We start from the raw sequence: 18,692 nt of genomic DNA on the forward strand, positions 1-18,692 counted from the left end.
CCCGCCGCCCCCCCCACGGAGGGATCGGGGCCTAGACGGCGCTGCCGCCTATTTCCCCTGCCACCGCCTGACACCCGCCGTCTCGATATCAAAAAGATCGAGCGCGCGGCCAACGGAATCGTCACCACATCGTCGAGCGTTTCCGGCTTGGTATAGAACGCCGGCACCGGCGGCATGATCACCGCGCTGGAGCGGGTCGCACGTTCCATCAGGTCCAGATGGCCGGCATGAAGCGGCGTCTCGCGCACCATCAGCACGACACGGCGCCGTTCCTTCAAGCACACGTCGACGGCCTGCACCGTCAAGTTGTCGCAATAGGAATTGGCGATGCCTGACAGCATCTTGATCGAGCACGGCGCCACCAGCATACCGAGCGTACGGAAAGACCTCGACGCAATCGACGCCCCGACATTTCGGAAATCGTGGACGACATCGGCCAGCGCCGTGACGTCTTCCAGCGTGTACTCGGTCTCCGCCGCGAGCGTGGACACGGCCAGGCGACAGAATCACGTGGCTTTCCACGCCCTCCACGTCCCGGACGAGTTCCAGCGCGCGAATACCGTAGATCGCACCCGATGCGCCGGTGATCGCGATGATGAGCCGTTTTGTGTCCACGCCGAATATCCGCTATCGGTTCCGATTTGCGCCATTCTGTAGGACGATTCACGCATGAAGGTAGACGGCAGCTTTTAACGGACAAGTCCCCTCTCCCGTGGGGAAGAGGGGATCACGCGGCGCCTTATGCCTCTCTCAATCCGTCAGAACGGCCACCATGGCCGCGCAATCTCCCGGTTTGATTAGCCCCGGGAAATGCCGAGCCGACAAAACCCCGGAGAGCTTGGCGCGCAGTTCCTGCGGTGCCCGGCCCATGCGGTTGTAAGGATGGACCCGCGCGATCACGTCGCCCTTCTCCACCCGCTCGCCGAGATCCACCATCGTCTCGTAAAGCCCGCCGTCCTCGGCGAACGAGAAGCAGTCGACCGAGGGCATGTCGAGCCAGTGCGTCGACGTGAGAACGGACTCACCCGCCAGAATGCCCGCATGTTTCAGCACATTCACCACGCCAGCCCGCACAATCCGCACGGTGGAGGCACGCGCCGTCCCGCCGCCGCCGTGTCGTACATGCCGACAGCATCGATCTCCAGCATGCGCACCGAATAGGAGACGGAGAACGCTTGCACCGCTGCAAAGGCGCGCGCGTCCAGATCCTTGTCGTCCAGCACGTGCGCGGCGCAAAACGGCAGGAAGTCGAGCGTGCGCCCGCCGGAATGGAAATCGAGCACGATATCGGCCATCAGCAGCAGGTGACGCTGGAAGTAGTCGGCGAGTTTCTGCGTCACCGTACCGTCGGGCTTGCCGGGGAAGGTACGGTTCATGTTGCCGTGATCGACCGGCGAGGTACGCGAGCCATTCTGAAATGGTGGGGAAGTTCATCGCCGGCACGATGATCACCGTGCCGGAAATTTCCTCCAGCTTCAGCTTGTTGGCGAGATCGTAAAGCGCCAGCGGGCCTTCTTCGTCGCCGTGATTGCCGCCTGACAGAAGCGCCACCGGCCCCTCGCCGCTGCGGATCACGCAGATGGGGATCATCACAGCCCCCCAGGCGGAATCGTCGCGGCTGTAGGGCAGACGCAACAGCCCGTGCTGCACCCCGTCCTTTTCGAAATCGACGGTGGGAGAAATGAGCGAGGGCCGCAGCGGCGCGGCCTCCAGTATGACCGACAAGGCTCAGTCCTTCACGAAAAGCTTGCGACGCACGTCGGCGAGGCACTCCACGCCTGTCTCAGTAATGAGAATGGATTCGGTGATCTCCAGTCCCATGTTCTCCAGCCACAGCCCGGTCATGAAATGGAAGGTCATGCCCGGCTGCAGTTCCGTCTTATCGCCGGTGCGCAGGCTCATGGTCCGCTCGCCCCAGTCGGGAGGATAGGAAAGCTCGATCGGATAGCCGATGCGGTTATCCTTGACGATGCCGTACTTTGCCAGAACCGCAAAGAAGACGTTGGCGATGTCCTCGCAGGTGTTGCCGGGTTTCGCCGCCTCAAGCCCGGCGTCCATGCCCTCGAGCGTCGCCTTTTCCGCATCGAGAAAGGCCTGCCCCGGATTGCCGAGAAAGACCGTGCGCGAGAGCGGGCAATGGTAACGGTTGTAGCACCCCGCCACCTCGAAGAAGGTGCCCTCGCCCTCCTTCATCGGCTTGTCGTCCCAAGTCAGATGCGGGGCAGACGCATCCGCGCCCAACGGCATCAGCGGCATGATGGCCGGATAGTCGCCGCCGAAGGCCCCTTCCTCATGCTCCGCACCGCGCAGGGTCACGTCGTAGATTTCAGCGGCCAGATCGCACTTGCGCGCCCCCGACTCCGCCTTTTCCAGAATGCGCTCGTGAACCCGCTCAACGATCCGCGCGGCGCATGTACTCGATTTCCGTCTCGCTCTTCACCGCCCGGAGCCAGTTGACCAGAGCCGTGCCATCAGCAAGGCGCGCATTGGGCAACTGGCTCTGAAGCGCCAGATAGGCGGCGGTGAACCAGTAATTGTCCAGTTCCACGCCGATCACGCCCTTGTCGAGACAGCACGCCTTCAGCACCTCCGCCAGCCGGTCCATCGGGTGCCGCTCCGTGGACTGCACGTAGTGGTCCGCGTAGCCGACGATATTGCGGTGGGACAGCCAGGTCGTGCGCTTGGCGCCGTTGGCATCCTGCCCGCGGCCGAACCAGAGCGGCTCGCCGTCGCTCGGCATACTCCGCGCGGAAAAATTTCAAGTTGGGACCCGTCATGGGCTGATCCTCGGTAAGCGCGGCCCAACGGCCGCGAGCGTCACGTGTCAAAAACTGTTCCCGCCCCGGCAGCGGTCGCCCGCTGTCTGGTGAGAGTTGCAATGGCCGTATCCTGAACGCCGGTGCCGGTCAGATCCGCGATTGTGATCGCCGTCTCCCGCCCGGGGCTTGAACCGGCAACAATGTCGCCAAGCTCCGGGAACGTCCCATCGGGACCGATCAATCCGACCTCGATGCATGATGCAATTCGCCGAGCCGCCGCGTCTGAGCAAAGCTGTCGGCGACATAGATGTCGGCACGCGCAATTGCGGCCGGATCCAGCTCATTCTTGTGCTCCGCGTCCGACCCCATGGCGGTGACGTGCTAGCCCGCCTCCAGCCAGTCGGACATCAGAACAGGCGTCTCCGCCGGCGTCGTGGTGATGAGAATGTCCGCCCCGGCAGAAGCCTCGTGCGTGTCTTCCACTGCGGTAACGGGAATGCCAAGCCAATCGCTCAGCTCTTCCGCCTTGAGCAGCGCTTTTGCCGGATCGAGCGCCCAGATCCGCGCCTGCGCGATGGAACGCACCAGCATCAAGACCTCAAGCTGCAATCCCGCCTGAACGCCAGCCCCGTAAACGGTCGCGACACACGCATCCTCACGCGCCAGATATTTCGCAGCCACCGCTCCGGCGGCCGCCGTGCGCACGTCGGTCAGGTATCCATTGTCGAGGAAAAGCGCCTCGACGAACCCCGTTCGCGAGGAAAACAGCACCATCAGCCCGTTGACGCTCGCAAGACCCAGCTTCGGATTATCGAAGAAGCCTTGACTGATCTTGATCGCGAAACTGTCGAGGTTCGGCACAGACGATCTCGCGATGCGCATCCATGTCGATGTTGCGGCCGGACAGAACCAGCACGCCCGGACTGGAAAGCGTCAGCTTGCCGCTCAAGAAGGCCGCGATCCCGACTGCACCGGCCCCTTCCAGAACCTCGCGCTCGCTGGCGTAGGCATGGCGGATCCCGGAGGCGATCTCCTCTTCGGTGAGGAGGATCACCTCGTCGACCAACGCCCGGCAGATGGAGAAGGTGAAACGATTGTCGAGCCCGATACCGCCGCCAAGAGAATCCGCAAGCGAGGGCTCCTCCTCCACCTGCACCGGGTGTCCGGCATCGAGGCTTGCCTTCATGGCGGGGCCGCGCTCCATGGAAATGCCGACAATACGCGCCTTCGGGTTCACGACCTTCACCGCACTGGCCACGCCCGCAATGAGCCCGCCGCCGGAAAGCGGCACGACCACGCATGCGGCCTCCGGCACGTCTTCCATGATCTCAAAGCCGAGCGTGCCTTGGCCCGCGATCACCTCGCGCGCATCGAAGGGCGACACCATCGCCATGCCCTTCTCGGCGACCAGTCGGTCGACCTCCTCCTGCGCATCGTCCTGGCTCTTGCCGACGATGCGGATCTCCGCCCCCAGCCGACGGATCTCGTCGACCTTGTTTTGCGGCACCAGATCTGACATGCACACGGTCGCCGGAATTCCCTCACGCGCCGCCGCATAGGCAACAACCCGATCATGATTGCCGGTCGATGCCGTCACAACGCCGTTTGCGCGCTTTTCGGGAGAAAGACAGACGATGGCATTGGAGGCCCCGCGCAGCTTGAAACTGCCGGTCGTCTGGCGATGCTCCATCTTGAGATGAACCGGCACGCCTGCCCGCTCGCTCAAATGCGCGGAGGAACCGCAAGGAGTGCGCTCCACCAGTCCGGCAATGCGCCGGCGCGCCTCAAGAATTTCAGGCAGCGGAAGGCAGTCGATCGTCATGCGGCACCCGTACGAACCACGCTGTCGCTCCCAAGCTGCAACGTCATCAACCGTCCGTATTCGGGTTTGGGCGCCGTCTCGCCCAGAAGCCTGAGGCACATCCAGGCGGTTGCCTGGTTGGAGGCGACGACCGGCTTGCCGAGCGCCTTTTCCATCTCCGCCAGCACCGATGCGGTGCGCGCAATGCGGTGCAGGAAACGAACAGCGCGTCCGCCTCCTCCGTCATCGCTTCGCGCGCGGTCGCAATCAGCACTCTTGTCGGGATCCGCGCCATCACGCGATCATCGTCGAAACCGAGGCAGGTCAGCCGCACCACGTCGAACCCAGCGCCCTTGAAATAGTCGGTCACGGGGCAGCTCGTCTCCACCGTGTAGAGCGTGAGCATGGCAATGCGCCGCGCGCCCAGCGCCTTCAGCCCGGCGGAGGCCGCCAGCGGCGGCGTGACAACCGGAACATCCGGCTTGACGGCCCGAATGGCATCAATCACGGCCTGATCGCCGATCACCGCGGAAGCCGAAGTGCACGAGTAGCACACCACGTCGAGCGCCTCTTCCAGCAGGATCAGACCCGTCGCCTTCCGTCAGATCCGACTGCATCGCCTTGAGATTTTCCGCCGTGACCGGATTGGCGTAAGGCACCCGGCTGGTGAAGACGCCGATGCGCCGGCTCGCAACCATGCGGGCATAGTTCGCTTCGCTGGTGTGATCGCTTGCCAGCACGATAAGCCCGACCCGTTTCTCGATCGCGCGGTCATCGAGCGACAATCCGCCGAACACGGCCGCTCTCGATGCGCCCGTAACGCCGTTCCAGCCAGCGCAGTCCGAAGACCGACAGCAGGCTGATCGTCAGGAAGAAAACGCCGACGAGGGTCATCGGCTCGATGTAACGGTAGTAGGAATTGACCACACTCTTGGCCTGGTTCATAAGTCCCAGAACGGTGATCACCGAAAGAAGCGGCGTCTCCTTGAACATAGCGATGAAATAGTTGGCGAGCGCCGGGATCATCGGCGGGATCGCCTGCGGCAGGATCACGTGCGTACAGGTCTGCCGACCCGTCAGATTGCACGCCTTGGCTGCCTCCCACTGGCCGCGCGGCACGTTGTCGATACCGGCGCGATAGACCTCCGCCGTGTAGTAGGTGCCGTAGTTCAGCCCAAGCCCGATGACGCCCGCCAGGAGCGGCGGCGGCAGGATGCCGAAATCGGGCAGCACGTAGAAGATTAAATAGAGCTGCACCAGAAGCGGCGTGCCGCGAATGAACTCCGCGACAAATCCCACGCCGCGCGACACGTCCGGCACCGCCGAGCGTCGCAGGAGCGCGACCGCGAGCCCCACCACGGTGGAGAGAACTGAGCCCAGCAGCGTGGCAATGATGGTGATCTTCACGCCCCCGATGAGGGTCGGCATGATCTTCCAGACGAAGTCCCAGTCCCATTCCATCGTCTAGACCCTCACACCGTCGAGGCCGCGCGACAGTCGCCTTTCGAGCGAACGCCCGAACCGGGAGATAGCCAGAGCCATCAGGAAATAGAGAAGGAGAATGGTGGCGAACGGCACCAGCGTCGACCCGGTCTGCGCACGCACCACCTGCGCCTGGAACGTCATGTTGGACAGCGAGATCAGCGACACGATCGCCGTGGCCTTCAGGAATTCGATGGCGTTGTTGCAGAATGTCGGCAGCATGATGAGGAAGGCCTGCGGCAGGATCACGTGACGCATGCGTTGGTATCTGGTGAGGTTGAGCGCCACGCAGGCCTCGTATTGCGAGCGGCCGATCGATTGCACCGCCCCGCGCACCACTTCCGCCCCGTAGGCCCCCACATTGAGCCCCAGCGCCAGCACGCCGGCTTGCAGCGGCGTCAGTTCGAAGCCGAACAGCGGCAACACGAAATAGGCCCAGAAGAGCTGAACGAAAATCGAGGTTCCGCGGAAGAATTCGATATAGGCGGTGGCCAGCACCCTGAGAACGAAATAGCGCGACAGCCGCCCGAGCCCCGCGATGAAGGTCATGACAAGAGCCAGCGCGCAGCCTATCACCGTCAGCTCCACGGTGACCAGCGCACCTTTCAGGATCAGACTGAAATATCCGGACTAATCGATCATGGCGTTTCACTTGCACTTGGCAGTTGGAAGAGAGGCGCAGAGAACCGAGGTGATGCGTATGGAGAGCGAGAGGTGTCTGCAGCCCATCCTTCGAGACGACCGCTCACGCGACCTCCTCAGGGAGACGCTGTGCGTGTGGCTCGTATCGTCGAAATCACCAACACGATGACGTCATCCTGAGGAGGCCCGACAGGGTCGTCTCGAAGGATCGGCTCCAGGCACCCGACTTCCATGCACACCAGTCCACCCCGCGCCGTTCCAGCGACGCGAGGGCGGCAGAGCGACGTGCTCGTCGCCCTGCCCTTGTCCTCAGCCCTTGCAGAGCTTTTCGCGCGAGGTCGACTTCGCGGCCACCGCGGAGAAGCCGTAAGGCTCGATGATCTCGGCGAATTCGCCCGATGCCTTCATCTCCGTCAGCACCTTGTCATAGGCGTCGCACAGGGTGGTATCCTGCTTGCGGAAGGCCGTGCCGTCGCAATAGACCGGTGCCCCCTGAACCAGGGCCATCACCTCGATGCTGTCGTCGCCCGACTTCTTCTCCAGATCGTTGAGCGAGAGAACCGGCAGCGAATAGACGTCGATACGTCCGTCCTGTAGTATCTTCAGGCCAGACTGTCCGTCCGGCACGACGATGACGCGATTGCGCGGCACACAGGCTTCCAGTTTCTCCTCCGTGCCGCCGCCCGGCGCACCGATCTTGGCGTCCGCGTTGTCGGCAATGTCCTTGAAGCTCTTGAAGCCCATCGGATTGCCCTTTTTCACCAGAAAGGCTTCCGCATCGCACAGGATCGGCTCCGAATAGGCTACCGCCGCGCAACGCTACGGCTTCATGAACAGACCGGCGGTGACCGCATCGAAGCGGCGGGCCTCCAGGCCTGAGATCATCGCGCCGTATTCGGACACCGACGCCACGATCTCCGGCACGCCGAGGCGCTTGAAAACTTCGCGTGCGATATCGGGTGCGGCGCCCGAAACCTTGCCATCAGCCCCGACCGCCGTGTAGGGCGGCTCGTTGGCGATAGCGACGCGGGCAAAGTCCTGCTCCTTCAACTGATCCAGATCCGCGGCAAGCACGGGCTGGGCTAGCATGACAGCGGCGACACCGATCGCGGCAATCCATCCGATGGTTTTCATCTCGTTACTCCTCTCGTGATGCGGTGTTATTGTTTTTATTTATGTTTCTTGACACGGGGCCCGTGAGCGTCAGGCGCTCACACGCGCATCCCCGCGGCGATGATCTTGCTGAGGAACGCCTGCGTGCGCTCCTCCTTGGGGTTCGTGAAGATTTCCGACGACGCCCCCTCTTCCACGATCCAGCCGCCGTCGAAGAACAGCACCCGGTCCGCAAAATCGTGGGCAAAACCCATTTCATGCGTGACCAACAGCATCGTCGTGTCGATCTCCTCGCCGAGCTTGCGCATGACGCTCAGCACCTCCTACACAAGCTCGGGATCGAGCGCGGAGGTCACCTCGTCGAACAGCATGATCTTGGGCGAAAGCGCGAGCGCGCGGGCGATCGCGATGCGCTGCTTCTGGCCGCCCGAAAGCTGGGCCGGCATGGCCTTCGCCTTGTCGGCCATGCCCACCATGTCCAGAAGCTCCATGGCGCGCTTTTCCGCATCCGCGCGGGAAACGCCCTTGGTCAACATCGGCGCCATGGTGATGTTGTCGATGACCGACTTGTGCGGGAACAGGTTGAAGAGCTGGAACACCATGCCGATCTTCTGGCGCATGCGGTGCAGATGCGCCTCGCTGGCCGGCACCAGGGTGCCGTTCTTCGGCATATGATAAAGCTCTTCGCCGTCGATGCGGATATGCCCGTCGTCGATACCCTCAAGCGTCATCAAAATCCGCAGGATCGTCGTCTTTCCCGATCCGGACGGGTCGATCAGCGCCAGCTTCTCGCCGGGCATGACCTTCATCGACAACCCCTTCAGGACCTGAAAGTCCCCGAAGCTCTTGGAGATGGCGTCGATCTCGATGATGGGCTCTTGGGTGGGCACGTTCATCGGAGCTTTTCGCAAGAAATACGGTACGCGTCAGTAGCTCCCCTGAACGATGAAATGACTTTCAAATCATTTCAATCAATAAAATGATATCATATCAATCTATCGTCAAATGCTGAGATTCAAGGTAATCCATTCAGATTACGGGCAAAACGACTTCCTGATCGCTGCGCAGAAGCTTGGCAACCACGTCCAGACCGGTGCGCAATTCGTCCTCGGTGGTCGATCCGATGGAAATCCGCACGGCGGGAGACCGCGACTCACGGGTGGCATGGAAGGCGGAGCCCGGCGCAATCGCCACGCCCATCAGCCGCGCCTGGGCAACGAAGCTCTCCTCGGTGCGCCCGTCCGTCAGCGGTAACCACAGATGCAATGCCTGCGGATGGCTGACATAGGCCGCACCCGGCAACATCTCCACCGCGATCGCATGCCGCTTGGCCAGCGCCGCGCGTTGCCAGCGCACCAGTTCCATCGCCGTTCCGTCGAAAATCCACCGCGTCGCGATTTCCGCCACCATGGGCGTCGCCATCCAGTTCGTCACCAGATGCCGGTTGGAGGTCGCCGCCACATAGCGGTCAGGCGCCACCAGATAGCCGATCCGGAGGCCCGGCACGGTCACCTTGGTGAAGGTAGTGATATAGAGCGTGCGCTCCGGCGCCAACGCCGCGATCGGCGGCGGCTGGTGCGTGACCAGCGGCCCCAGCACGTCGCTTTCGACGATCGCGCTATCATAGCGGCGCGCGACCTCGACGATCGCCTCCCGCCGCCCCTTGCCCATCAGTGCCGCGACCGGATTGACGACGGTCGGCTGAAGAAACACCGCACGCACGCCGCTCTGACGACAGGCTTCCTCCAACGCCTCGGGCACCAGACCTTCCTCGTCCATGGCAAGGCTTGTCAGCGTGAAGCCGTGATAACAGGCCAGCGGCCCCAGCGTGTGATGGGTCACCGCCTCGCAGGCAACCAGCGAGCCCGGAGGCGCCACGCTCATCAGCGCGACCGTCAGGGCCCCGGTGGCGCCGTTCGTCAGCGTCACGTTCTGGGTCGAGCAATCAAGCCCGCAGGCCCTCAGCCATTCCACCCCGGCCGCCACATGCGCGGAAAACACCACGTTCGGCCGAAACGACAGGGCAGAGCGCGCCGGCAGATTGTCGCTGAGCCAATGTAGCGCCTCCTTCAGCTTGTCCACGTGCATGGTCTCGCACACGGGCTTCAGAATGGAGAGATCGATCACCTCGCCCAGCCGGTCCGGCAGATAGGGAGGCCTCATCTCACACCGCAGCGTCTGCACGAAGCTGCCGCGACCGATTTCGCCGGTCACCAGCCCGCGCCGGCCCAATTCCTCATAGGCGCGGGACACGGTCTGGACGGAAAGGTTGAGATCGATCGCCATCTTGCGCTGCGGCGGCAAGCGCGTGCCGTTGACTAGCACGCCCTCACGAATCGCTCGCGCAATCTGATCAGCGAGCGAGAGATAGGCGGGGCGTCGGAGACGGGTTGGGTCGGGGCGCCAGAATGTCATGACATATAAGAGAGGAAAATCGGGTCAATTGACAATCATTTTCTGGCATTTTCATCTGGTCCTCAACACACTTCTACGGACCCGCCCATGGCAAGCTCTGTCCGAAAGCCGGATACCGCCAAACTGGACGCGATCAATCTCCGGATCCTGAGCGAAATCCAGCGCGACGACCGCATCACCAAACTGAAGTTCGCCGAAAAGGTGGGGCTGTAGCCCACGCCCGCCTGGACGCGGCTTTCCCGGCTGGAGAAGCCGGGCATCATCTCCGGCTATCACGCAAGGCTGAACCTGAAGTCCGTCGCGCCCTTCGCCGTGGTGCTGATGAAGGTGACGCTCGCCAATCACCGCCAGACCGATTTCGACCGGTTCGAGCGGGTGATCCGCGACGTGCCGGATATCGTCTCCTGCTGGTCGGTCGGTGGCGGCATCGACTACATGCTGAAGGTTACAACCCGCAACATCGACGCGTATCAGCGCCTCGTCGATGATCTACTGGAACGCGAAATCGGCATCGATCGCTACTTCTCACCTACATCGTGACGAAGACGGTGAAAGACGAGATCGCAATGCCCGTGGCGGAGTTGCTGCCCGATAACGGGTGAGGGCGAGGGAAAGGAGGCCCTTCGCATTCTGACCTTGATAAGTACAAAATATTGTACATATTATGGGACAGAAAAATGGATCCCCCTATGGACGTCATGAGCTACTCGGATGCCAGAGCCCACCTCAAGCAGGTGATGGACCAAGCCATCAACGACAGGCAAGAGGTCATCGTCACGCGCAAGCAGGGCGAGGCGGTCGTTGTCGTCTCGCTCGACGAATGGAACGCCATAAGCGAGACGCTCCACCTACTCTCCACTCCCAACAATGCCTCTCGCTTGCGCGCCGCCATCACCGAACTCGATGCAGACGGCGGCCGGGAACACGAGCTGATCAAGTGAAGCTGGTGTTCTCCAGTCAGGCTTGGGAGGGTTATTTGTATTGGGCCGCAAACAACGAAAAAATCCGCAATAAGATCAATGAGCTGATCGAGCAATGCACCCGAACGCCCTTCAGGGGCACGGGCAAACCCGAACCGCTTCGCGGAGACCTCGCAGTATGGTGATCCCGCCGCATCTCGCGCGATGATCGCATGGTGTACCGCGTCAAGGGTTCCGGAAACGACCAAAGCCTCGAAATAGCGCAATTGCGCTTTCACTACTGAACCGCTCGTTGCAGAGATTTTCTCTCCTTCCGGCGCACTAAAATAGTCCACTTCTCTCCACGTAGCGTCCCGAACAGCCTCTCTCTCTTCTCCTTCGCGGCCAAACTCCTTCCGCAACAGGCCCCGGCGCCGCCTCTGGCCGCCCTCTGGCCCTCTTATCTGGGAGGAGAGACCCATGACCGCGCTTCATGCCCGCCGCGACCGCCACGACGCTCTCGACCGCCGTCTCTTGCGCGAGCTTGCCTATGTGAACGGCGCCTGAACCTTAGGTGAGACCGGGCGTGGCTTCGAGGTCACCGATCCCGCAACCGGCGCCCCGCTTGCCTGGGTCACCGCCCTGTCCGCCAAGGGAACGGATGCGGCGATAGAAGCGGCCGCCACGGCCTTCCCCGCCTGGGCCGCCCTCCTGCCGCAGGAGCGCGCCCGCATCCTTCGCATCTGATACGACCTGATCCTTGTCAACAAAGAGGATCTTGCTCTCCTGATGACGCTCGAACAGGGAAAACCCATCGCGGAGGCGCACGGTGAGATCGACTATGCCGCCGATTTCGTCGAGTGGTTCGCCGAAGAGGCCAAGCGCTTGAACGCCAAAGGCGCCACCAGCCACTTGCCCGGCGCGCATATGTCGGTGGAGCGCATGCCGCTCGGCGTTGTCGGCCTTGTCACGCCTTGGAATTTTCCCTGCGCCATGCTGACCCGCAAGGCCGCAGCAGCCCTTGCCGCCGGATGCACCGTGGTCGCTCACCCCTCGTCGGAGACGCCGCTATCCGCGCTGGCGCTGGCGGAACTGGGCGAACGCGCAGGCCTCCCGGCGGGTGTCCTCAACATACTGACCGGCAGCGCATCGGAAATCGTCGGACGCTTCTGCGCCGAGCCCCGCGTGCGCGCCCTGTCGTTTACCGGCTCCACCGAGATCGGCCGCCTGATCGCCGCTCAGTGTGCGCCCACCATGAAGCGGCTGGTGATGGAACTGGGCGGCCACGCCCCGCTGATCGTCTTCGAAGATGCGGATATCGAGTGTGCGGTGAAGACCACGCTTGACGCCAAGTTTGCCACCTCCGGTCAGGATTGCCTTGCCGCCAACCGCATCTTCGTGCCGACCCCGATCTACCAGCGCTTCTGCGCCCGACTGAGACAAGCCGTGGCCGGGCTCAAGGTCGGCAACGGTCTGGACGAAGGAGCCGAAATCGGCCCGCTGATGCACGAGCGCGCGGTGAAGAAGGCGCAAGATCACATCGCCGATGCCGCGGCCAAAGACGCGAAAATCCTTTGCGGCGGCGATCTCCACCCTGCCGATCCCCTTTTCGTGACGCCGACACTTCTCGCCGATGTGCCGAAGGATGCCGCCATCATGCACGAGGAGATCTTCGGCCCCGTCGTCGCCGTGACGCCGTTTGCGAGCGAAGAGGAGGTGATCGCCCGGGTCAACGACACCGAATACGGGCTCGTCGCCTATGTCGTGACCGAAAACGGCGCCCGTCAGCGCCGTCTGGCCCGCGCGCTCGATTACGGCATGGTCGCCATCAACCGGGTGAAGATCACCGGCGCGCCGGTTCCCTTCGGCGGCGTCAAGCAATCCGGCCTCAGCCGCGAGGGTTCGCGGCACGGCCTGGAGGCCTTCACCGAGCTCAAATACGTGTGCAGCGACGCCGCGTGAGTTCGCAGACAAACGGCTCGCCTACTCACCTCTCCCATTGGGAGAGGGAGCAATAAGACACAATCACCCGTCAACAGACACCAACCCGAGAGGACATCCGATGCTCGACCGTTCCAATGAACTGACCGCGTGGGATCGCGATCACTTCTTCCACCCCTCCACTCACATGGGCCAGCATGCGCGCGGCGAGACCCCGCCCCGCGTCATCACCGATGCCGAGGGCGTCTACATCACCGACTCCATGGGCAAGAAGAAGCCTCGATGCCTTTGCCGGTTTTTACTACGTGAATGTCGGCTACGGCCGTCAGAAGATCGCGGAAGCCATCGCCGAGCAGGCCAGGAACCTTGCCTACTGTCACGCCTATGTCGGCCACGGCACGGAAGCCAACATCACGCTATCGAAGATGATCATCGACCGCGCGTCGGAAGGCATGAGCCGCGTCTACTATGGCATGTCCGGTTCGGATGCCAACGAAACCAACATCAAGCTGATCTGGTACTACAACAACGTGTTAGGCCGTCCGGAGAAGAAGATCATCTCCCGCCAGCACGGCTACCACGGCTCCGGCGTGATGACCAGCTCGCTGACCGGCCTCGCCGCCTTCCATCAGGCCTTCGACCTGCCGCGCGCGCCGATCCTTCACACGGAAGCCCCCTACTATTTCCGCCGCGAATACTGTTCCATGTCGGAAGAGCAGTTCGCCACCCACTGCGCGGAAAAGCTTGAGGAACTGATCCTGGCGGAAGCCCCGGATACGGTTGCCGCCTTCATCGGCGAATCGGTGCTCGGTACCGGCGGCATCGTGCCCCCGCCCGCGACCTACTGGGAAAAGATCCAGGCTGTCCTGGCGAAGTACGACATCCTGCTGGTCGCCGACGAGGTCGTCACCGGCTTAGGGCGTCTCGGCACCATGTCCGACTCTGACCACTACGGCATGAAGCCCGACCTCATCACCATCGCCAAGAGCCTGACCTCGACCTAAGCGCCGCTGTCGGGCTCCGTGGTCTCGGAGAAGATATGGAACGTGCTGGTGCAGGGCTCCGACGCCATGGGCCGGATCGGCCACGGCTGGACCTACTCCGCCCACCCGATCTGTGCGGCCGCCGGTGTTGCCAACCTGCAGATCATCGACGAGCTCGGCCTCGTGGAGAATGTGGGTACGGTCGGCACCTATCTTCGTGCGGAACTCACCAGGGCGCTCGGCGATCATACACATGTCGGCAACATCCACGGCCACGGCATGCTGGCGGCGGTCGAGTTCGTCAAGGACAAGGACGACGTGGTGTTCTTCGATGCGGCCGAGAAGGTCGGCCCCCGCGTGGCCGCAGCTCTAACCGCACGCGACGTGCTCGACCGCGGCATACCCCAGGGCGACATCCTGGGCTTCGCCCCGCCGCTCTGCCTCTCCAAGGAAGAAGCCGACATCGTCGTTGCCAAGACGGCGGAAGCTGTTGCGGAAGTGCTGGGCTGAGACCCGTCAGTCACTTCCATCGTCATTACCCGGCGAAGTCCGGGCAATCCATTGCCGCTCGCACCATGCCCGGACCACACAATGGATCCCCCGGACGAAGCCGGGGGATGACGGAGGAGCGGGCGTCTCGAAGGATGGGCCACAAATCGCAGATCGCAAACCACCCAATTCCGCCGCTTGCAGCCCCACTCAAGCCGCCGCAATCACCTTCAGGAACGGCTCCGCGTATTCGGCGAGCTTCTTCGGGCCGACGCCGTTGACCTCTCCCATCTGCGCCTCCGATGTCGGCCGCACCCTGGCCAGTTCGATCAGGGTCGCATCTGGGAACACCACATAGGCCGGAACGCCGCGCTCGCGGGCAAGGTCTAGCCGGAGCGCCTTCAACTCTTTCAGCAGGCTCTGATCGCGTTCGGACAATTCGTTCGCCGCCGCCTGAACGCGCGCGGCGCGCTTTTCCTCGCGCTTCGATTTTGCGCACGGCATCAACGCTTCCTCGCGGATCGAGAACGTCTCCTGCCCCACCATCATCGCATCGGCGCTCGGCGTCAGTTCCAGACAGCCGTAGCGCTGGATGTTGATGACGAGATGCCCTCCCGCCACCGCCTGACGGATGAAGCCCTGCCAGAAATCCTTGGGCCGCGCCTTGCCGATGCCGAAGACGTCGAGCTTGTCGTGCCCGCGCTCCGCGATCTTCTGCGTCTCCGCCCCGCGCAGAATATCGATGATGTGAGAGGCCCCGAAAAACTGCCCCGTGCTGGCGATGGCCTCGAAAAGCGCGCGCGCCTCGCCCGTGCCGTCCACCACCTTGGGCGGATGCAGACAATTGTCGCAATTGCCGCAAGGCTCACTGGCATCGTCGAAATAGGCGAGCAGGGCTTGGCGCCGGCACCCCGAGGCCTCGCAATAGGCAAGCAGCGCGTCGAGCCGCTTGTGCTCGCGCAGCTTGTGCTCGTCGTTCTCGCCGTCATTCTCGATGAACTGGCGCTGCATGCGGATATCGTCGAGCCCGTAGAGCATCAGCGTCTCCGCAGGCGCCCCGTCGCGGCCCGCACGCCCGATCTCCTGGTAGTAGGCCTCCATAGAGCCCGGCAGATTGAGATGGCAGACGAAGCGGATATCCGGCTTGTCGATGCCCATGCCGAAGGCGATGGTGGCGACCATCACCACCCCATCCTCGCTCATGAACCGGTCCTGGCCCTCGCGGCGCTGATCGGCGGGTTGACCGGCATGGTAGGCGATCACCTTGATCCCCTGTTCGCACAAGTAATCGGCCACTTCTTCCGTCAACCGCCGCGACAGGCAGTAGACGATACCCGACTGCCCCTCCTTGCCGCCCAGGAATTCCATCAGCTGCCGCCGCCAGTTCGTCTTCGGCTGCACGGCCAGTTGCAGGTTCGGACGGTCGAACCCGTGCACGATGGTCCGCCCGTTGCCGTGAAAGAGCTTGTCGGCGATATCGGCGCGCGTGGCGCTGTCGGCGGTGGCGGTAAAGGCCGCGATGGTGGCATTCGGAAAATGCTGGCCGAGTTCGGCGAGCTGTTCGTATTCGGGCCGGAAGCTCGGACCCCATTTCGAAATGCAATGCGCCTCATCGATCACGAAGAGGCCCGGATCGATTCTCTTCATTGCAGCGAGCATGCGCGGGGTCATCAACCGTTCCGGCGAGAGATAGAGAAGTTTCGACCGCCCGGCCGCGAAATCGCGCCACTCCTCCACATTGGCCTCACGCGCGCGACCGGAATGGATGGCAGCGACATTCACCCCGTTGGCCCGCAGGGCTGCGGCCTGATCGTCGATCAGCGCGACCAACGGCGAAACCACCACGGTGCGCCGCTCCGAGAGGATGGCAGGGATCTGATAACACAACGACTTGCCCGCCCCCGTCGGCATGACGGCAAGCGCGCTCGTGCCTCCGGTCAAAAGGCCGATGATCTCGCGCTGGCCGGGCCGGAATGCCTGATAGCCGAATACGTCGTGCAACACGTCGAGCGGCCCGCGAAAGCGCTCCGGAGCCCCCATTGCGATTGCCGCACCGTCCTGCTGCACCTCACCGTTCCCGTCCACGCGTCTGGATCCCTCACGCATCGCAAATCAAATCTGCCGTGGCCCTCCGGGTAGCGCGTTCGCCGCTCGCACGCAATCGCTCACCCGCTTGCTTTCTCGACCGCAAGGCCCGATAACGCGGGTCACTCGGCGCGGGACGCATCGCATTGTAATCGCACCGCGAGGCGTGTCGCCCATCTTTCGAGATGGTCGCTTTGCGACCTCCTCAGGATGACGTTATCGTGTTGTTATTTCGCAAGAAATCATCAATATACACAACGTCATCCTGAGGAGCCGTCGCAAGACGGCGTCTCGAAGGATGGACAACATGCAGTCTTCCCGACCGCTTCAGTTCACATCCAACGGAGATCGACGCCCCGTGTTTTCCAGACTAGGCCAGCGCTTTCTCGAAAGCCCGGGAAAGGGGCTCTTCGTCATCTGCCTGATGCAGGTCGCCTTCTGGAGCGTGCTGCCCGCGGCCACCAGCACGGCCCCGCCGCTCGACATCGTGGAGATGCTGGCCTGGGGCGAGCACTGGCAGCTCGGCTACTACAAGCATCCGCCCTTGCCCGCCTGGATCGCGCAAACCGCACGCATGATCACCGGCGAACCGATTCTCGGGCCGATGGTCGCCAGCCAGCTACTTGTTGCGCTGACGTTCGTGTTCGTCTTTCTGCTGGGCAAACGGCTTCTGGGCGCGCGCAACGCGCTTCTCGGCACCGCGCTTTCGACCGGCGTCTATTACTTTTCCTGGCCGACCCCGGAACTCAATCACAATGTGGTGCAGATGCCCATCTGGGCCGCCTGCTTCTGGCTTTTCGCCGTCATCCGCGAAGATCCCCGCAAGATCGGCCCGTGGCTGGGGCTCGGACTGGCCGCATGCATCGGTATCTACGCGAAATATTCCGTCGTCTTGCTCTATGCGGTGCTGGGCGTCTGGATCCTCGTCGAACCGCGCCTGCGACGGGCCCTTCTGACAATCGGCCCTTGGGCGGGAGCCGTGCTCGCCCTTCTCGTCGCCGCACCGCATCTCGTCTGGCTGGTGCGGACCGACTTCATGCCCATCACCTATGCCGAGGCCCGCAGCGCGGCAGCCGCCGACAGTCCGTGGCGCCCGGCAGGCTTCCTGCTGGCGCAACTGGGCGATCATGCGCCCATGCTGGTGCCGCTTCTTTTCGCGTTTCTGCCCTGGCTCGCGCGCGCGCCTGAAAGCGAGCAGCTGTCCGCCCCCTCTCAAGCCGTCCGTTTTCTGGCGATCATGACGCTCGCTCCGGTCCTTGCCACCGCCGCAGGGGCTGCCCTCATCGGCGCCGGGCTCAAGGACATGTGGGGCGCGCCGATGTTCACCACCTCGGGACTTTTCGCCGTCGCGCTGCTGTCGCGCCGCCTCACCGATACGGCGGCACGCCGTCTTCTGGCCGGGGCTGCGGTCCTTCTGGTGGTGCTGCCCGTCGCCTTCGCAGCCCAGGTGCCCGTGGCCTTTCAGCTCGTCAAGAAACCGCCGCGCGACGGCGCGCCCATGCCCGCCATCGCCGGATCCGTCACGGCCGCCTGGCGCGCGGCGACGGGGCACCCGTTGCGCTATGTCGGCGGCAGCACCTGGCTTGCCGGTCTCGTCTCCGCAGGCAGCATCGATCACCCGGCCATAGTCGTCGACCGCGATCTCGCCTATTCGCCGTGGGTCACCCGCGCCGATCTCAAGCGCGACGGCCTGCTGATCGTCAGCTTCGCCGACAAGCTCGCCCCGCCGCAGCCCGGCATGACGGCCAGTTCCATCGGCGATGTCGAGATCCCGTGGTCGGGCGCAAAGCCGCTGATGCTGCATTACGAGATCTACCCACCGCGCCCGTGAGCCCCGGCGGGCTCATTTCCACACCTCTCGACCGTCATCCCTCGGTAAAGTCCGGGGGATCGATCGCCCTCACCGCGCAACGACGGTGCTGAATTGCCTGGACAAGGCCGGACAATGACAGCGGCAAGAGCAGAAGAAGGGAAGACAAGCCATCGTTTTCCCTTTCTCTTTACTTATTGCCCTAACGTAATACCCATACGTCACCTTCGCGCACAGGCCTCGCAACCGCGCTTTTGGTGAAGATTCAGGTTT

General features: G+C 63.1%; 6 protein-coding genes and 12 pseudogenes. 6 read left to right on the forward strand and 12 right to left on the reverse strand.

Annotation, left to right across the window (positions count from 1 at the left end; all coding sequences use genetic code 11):
* Positions 1 to 48: 48 nt before the first annotated feature.
* The 11 genes and pseudogenes from QNJ43_RS14870 to QNJ43_RS14920 form a co-directional block, all read right to left on the reverse strand.
* A pseudogene (locus QNJ43_RS14870) lies at positions 49 to 615 on the reverse strand (UbiX family flavin prenyltransferase).
* Between the two features lie 135 nt (positions 616 to 750).
* Positions 751 to 1,713, reverse strand: a pseudogene (doeB, locus tag QNJ43_RS14875) (N(2)-acetyl-L-2,4-diaminobutanoate deacetylase DoeB).
* A 15-nt stretch (positions 1,714 to 1,728) separates the two neighbouring features.
* Positions 1,729 to 2,740, reverse strand: a pseudogene (locus tag QNJ43_RS14880) (M24 family metallopeptidase); the annotation flags it as partial.
* Positions 2,741 to 2,817: 77 nt separating this feature from the next.
* Positions 2,818 to 3,620 (reverse strand): annotated as a pseudogene (locus tag QNJ43_RS14885) (ornithine cyclodeaminase family protein); the annotation flags it as partial.
* Positions 3,568 to 4,581 (reverse strand): hydroxyectoine utilization dehydratase EutB, encoded by a 1,014-nt coding sequence (gene eutB, locus QNJ43_RS14890; protein ID WP_300471249.1) that lies wholly within the window; start codon positions 4,579 to 4,581, stop codon positions 3,568 to 3,570. The pseudogene QNJ43_RS14885 and the gene eutB, both read right to left, overlap by 53 nt.
* Positions 4,578 to 5,357, reverse strand: a pseudogene (gene eutA / locus QNJ43_RS14895) (ectoine utilization protein EutA). The gene eutB and the pseudogene eutA overlap by 4 nt, the downstream one beginning before the upstream one ends.
* Positions 5,332 to 6,021, reverse strand: a complete 690-nt coding sequence (gene ehuD / locus QNJ43_RS14900; RefSeq protein ID WP_300471251.1) for an ectoine/hydroxyectoine ABC transporter permease subunit EhuD — start codon at positions 6,019 to 6,021, stop codon at positions 5,332 to 5,334. Before ehuD ends, eutA begins: the two are co-directional and overlap by 26 nt.
* 3 nt (positions 6,022 to 6,024) lie before the next feature.
* Positions 6,025 to 6,684, reverse strand: a pseudogene (ehuC, locus tag QNJ43_RS14905) (ectoine/hydroxyectoine ABC transporter permease subunit EhuC).
* A 309-nt stretch (positions 6,685 to 6,993) separates the two neighbouring features.
* Positions 6,994 to 7,773, reverse strand: a pseudogene (gene ehuB, locus QNJ43_RS14910) (ectoine/hydroxyectoine ABC transporter substrate-binding protein EhuB).
* 122 nt (positions 7,774 to 7,895) lie between these two features.
* A pseudogene (gene ehuA, locus QNJ43_RS14915) lies at positions 7,896 to 8,693 on the reverse strand (ectoine/hydroxyectoine ABC transporter ATP-binding protein EhuA).
* Between the two features lie 133 nt (positions 8,694 to 8,826).
* Positions 8,827 to 10,212, reverse strand: a complete 1,386-nt coding sequence (locus QNJ43_RS14920; RefSeq protein ID WP_300471253.1) for a PLP-dependent aminotransferase family protein — start codon at positions 10,210 to 10,212, stop codon at positions 8,827 to 8,829.
* Between the two features lie 87 nt (positions 10,213 to 10,299).
* On the opposite strand from QNJ43_RS14920, the pseudogene QNJ43_RS14925 reads away from it, so the two are divergent.
* The 5 genes and pseudogenes from QNJ43_RS14925 to QNJ43_RS14945 all read left to right on the forward strand — a co-directional run bounded on the left by QNJ43_RS14925 (position 10,300) and on the right by QNJ43_RS14945 (position 14,545).
* Positions 10,300 to 10,814 (forward strand): annotated as a pseudogene (locus QNJ43_RS14925) (Lrp/AsnC family transcriptional regulator).
* A gap of 96 nt (positions 10,815 to 10,910) precedes the next feature.
* Positions 10,911 to 11,153: a type II toxin-antitoxin system prevent-host-death family antitoxin gene (locus QNJ43_RS14930; RefSeq protein ID WP_300471256.1), complete on the forward strand. Its 243-nt coding sequence runs from the start codon at positions 10,911 to 10,913 to the stop codon at positions 11,151 to 11,153.
* Positions 11,150 to 11,416: pseudogene (locus tag QNJ43_RS14935) on the forward strand (Txe/YoeB family addiction module toxin). The gene QNJ43_RS14930 and the pseudogene QNJ43_RS14935 overlap by 4 nt, the downstream one beginning before the upstream one ends.
* A gap of 175 nt (positions 11,417 to 11,591) precedes the next feature.
* Positions 11,592 to 13,073: pseudogene (locus QNJ43_RS14940) on the forward strand (NAD-dependent succinate-semialdehyde dehydrogenase).
* A gap of 100 nt (positions 13,074 to 13,173) precedes the next feature.
* Positions 13,174 to 14,545 (forward strand): annotated as a pseudogene (locus tag QNJ43_RS14945) (aminotransferase class III-fold pyridoxal phosphate-dependent enzyme).
* Positions 14,546 to 14,734: 189 nt separating this feature from the next.
* Here QNJ43_RS14945 and recQ read toward each other — a convergent pair.
* Positions 14,735 to 16,609, reverse strand: a complete 1,875-nt coding sequence (gene recQ / locus QNJ43_RS14950; protein WP_346432998.1) for a DNA helicase RecQ — start codon at positions 16,607 to 16,609, stop codon at positions 14,735 to 14,737.
* A gap of 358 nt (positions 16,610 to 16,967) precedes the next feature.
* Here recQ and QNJ43_RS14955 point away from each other — a divergent pair, with 358 nt between their 5' ends.
* Positions 16,968 to 18,440 carry a glycosyltransferase family 39 protein gene (locus QNJ43_RS14955; protein WP_300471258.1) on the forward strand — a complete coding sequence of 491 codons (1,473 nt, stop codon included), beginning with the start codon at positions 16,968 to 16,970 and terminating at the stop codon, positions 18,438 to 18,440.
* Positions 18,441 to 18,692 lie beyond the last annotated feature (252 nt).

Source organism: Breoghania sp. (genome assembly GCF_030066895.1).
Classification (GTDB): Bacteria; Pseudomonadota; Alphaproteobacteria; order Rhizobiales; family Stappiaceae; genus Breoghania.

What these genes read in the sequence shown, in the direction of transcription:
- eutB (WP_300471249.1), bottom strand. Translation starts at nt 4,581, where the DNA reads ATGACGATCGACTGCCTTCCGCTGCCTGAAATTCTTGAGGCGCGCCGG.
- ehuD (WP_300471251.1), bottom strand. Translation starts at nt 6,021, where the DNA reads ATGGAATGGGACTGGGACTTCGTCTGGAAGATCATGCCGACCCTCATC.
- QNJ43_RS14920 (WP_300471253.1), bottom strand. Translation starts at nt 10,212, where the DNA reads ATGACATTCTGGCGCCCCGACCCAACCCGTCTCCGACGCCCCGCCTAT.
- QNJ43_RS14930 (WP_300471256.1), top strand. Translation starts at nt 10,911, where the DNA reads ATGAGCTACTCGGATGCCAGAGCCCACCTCAAGCAGGTGATGGACCAA.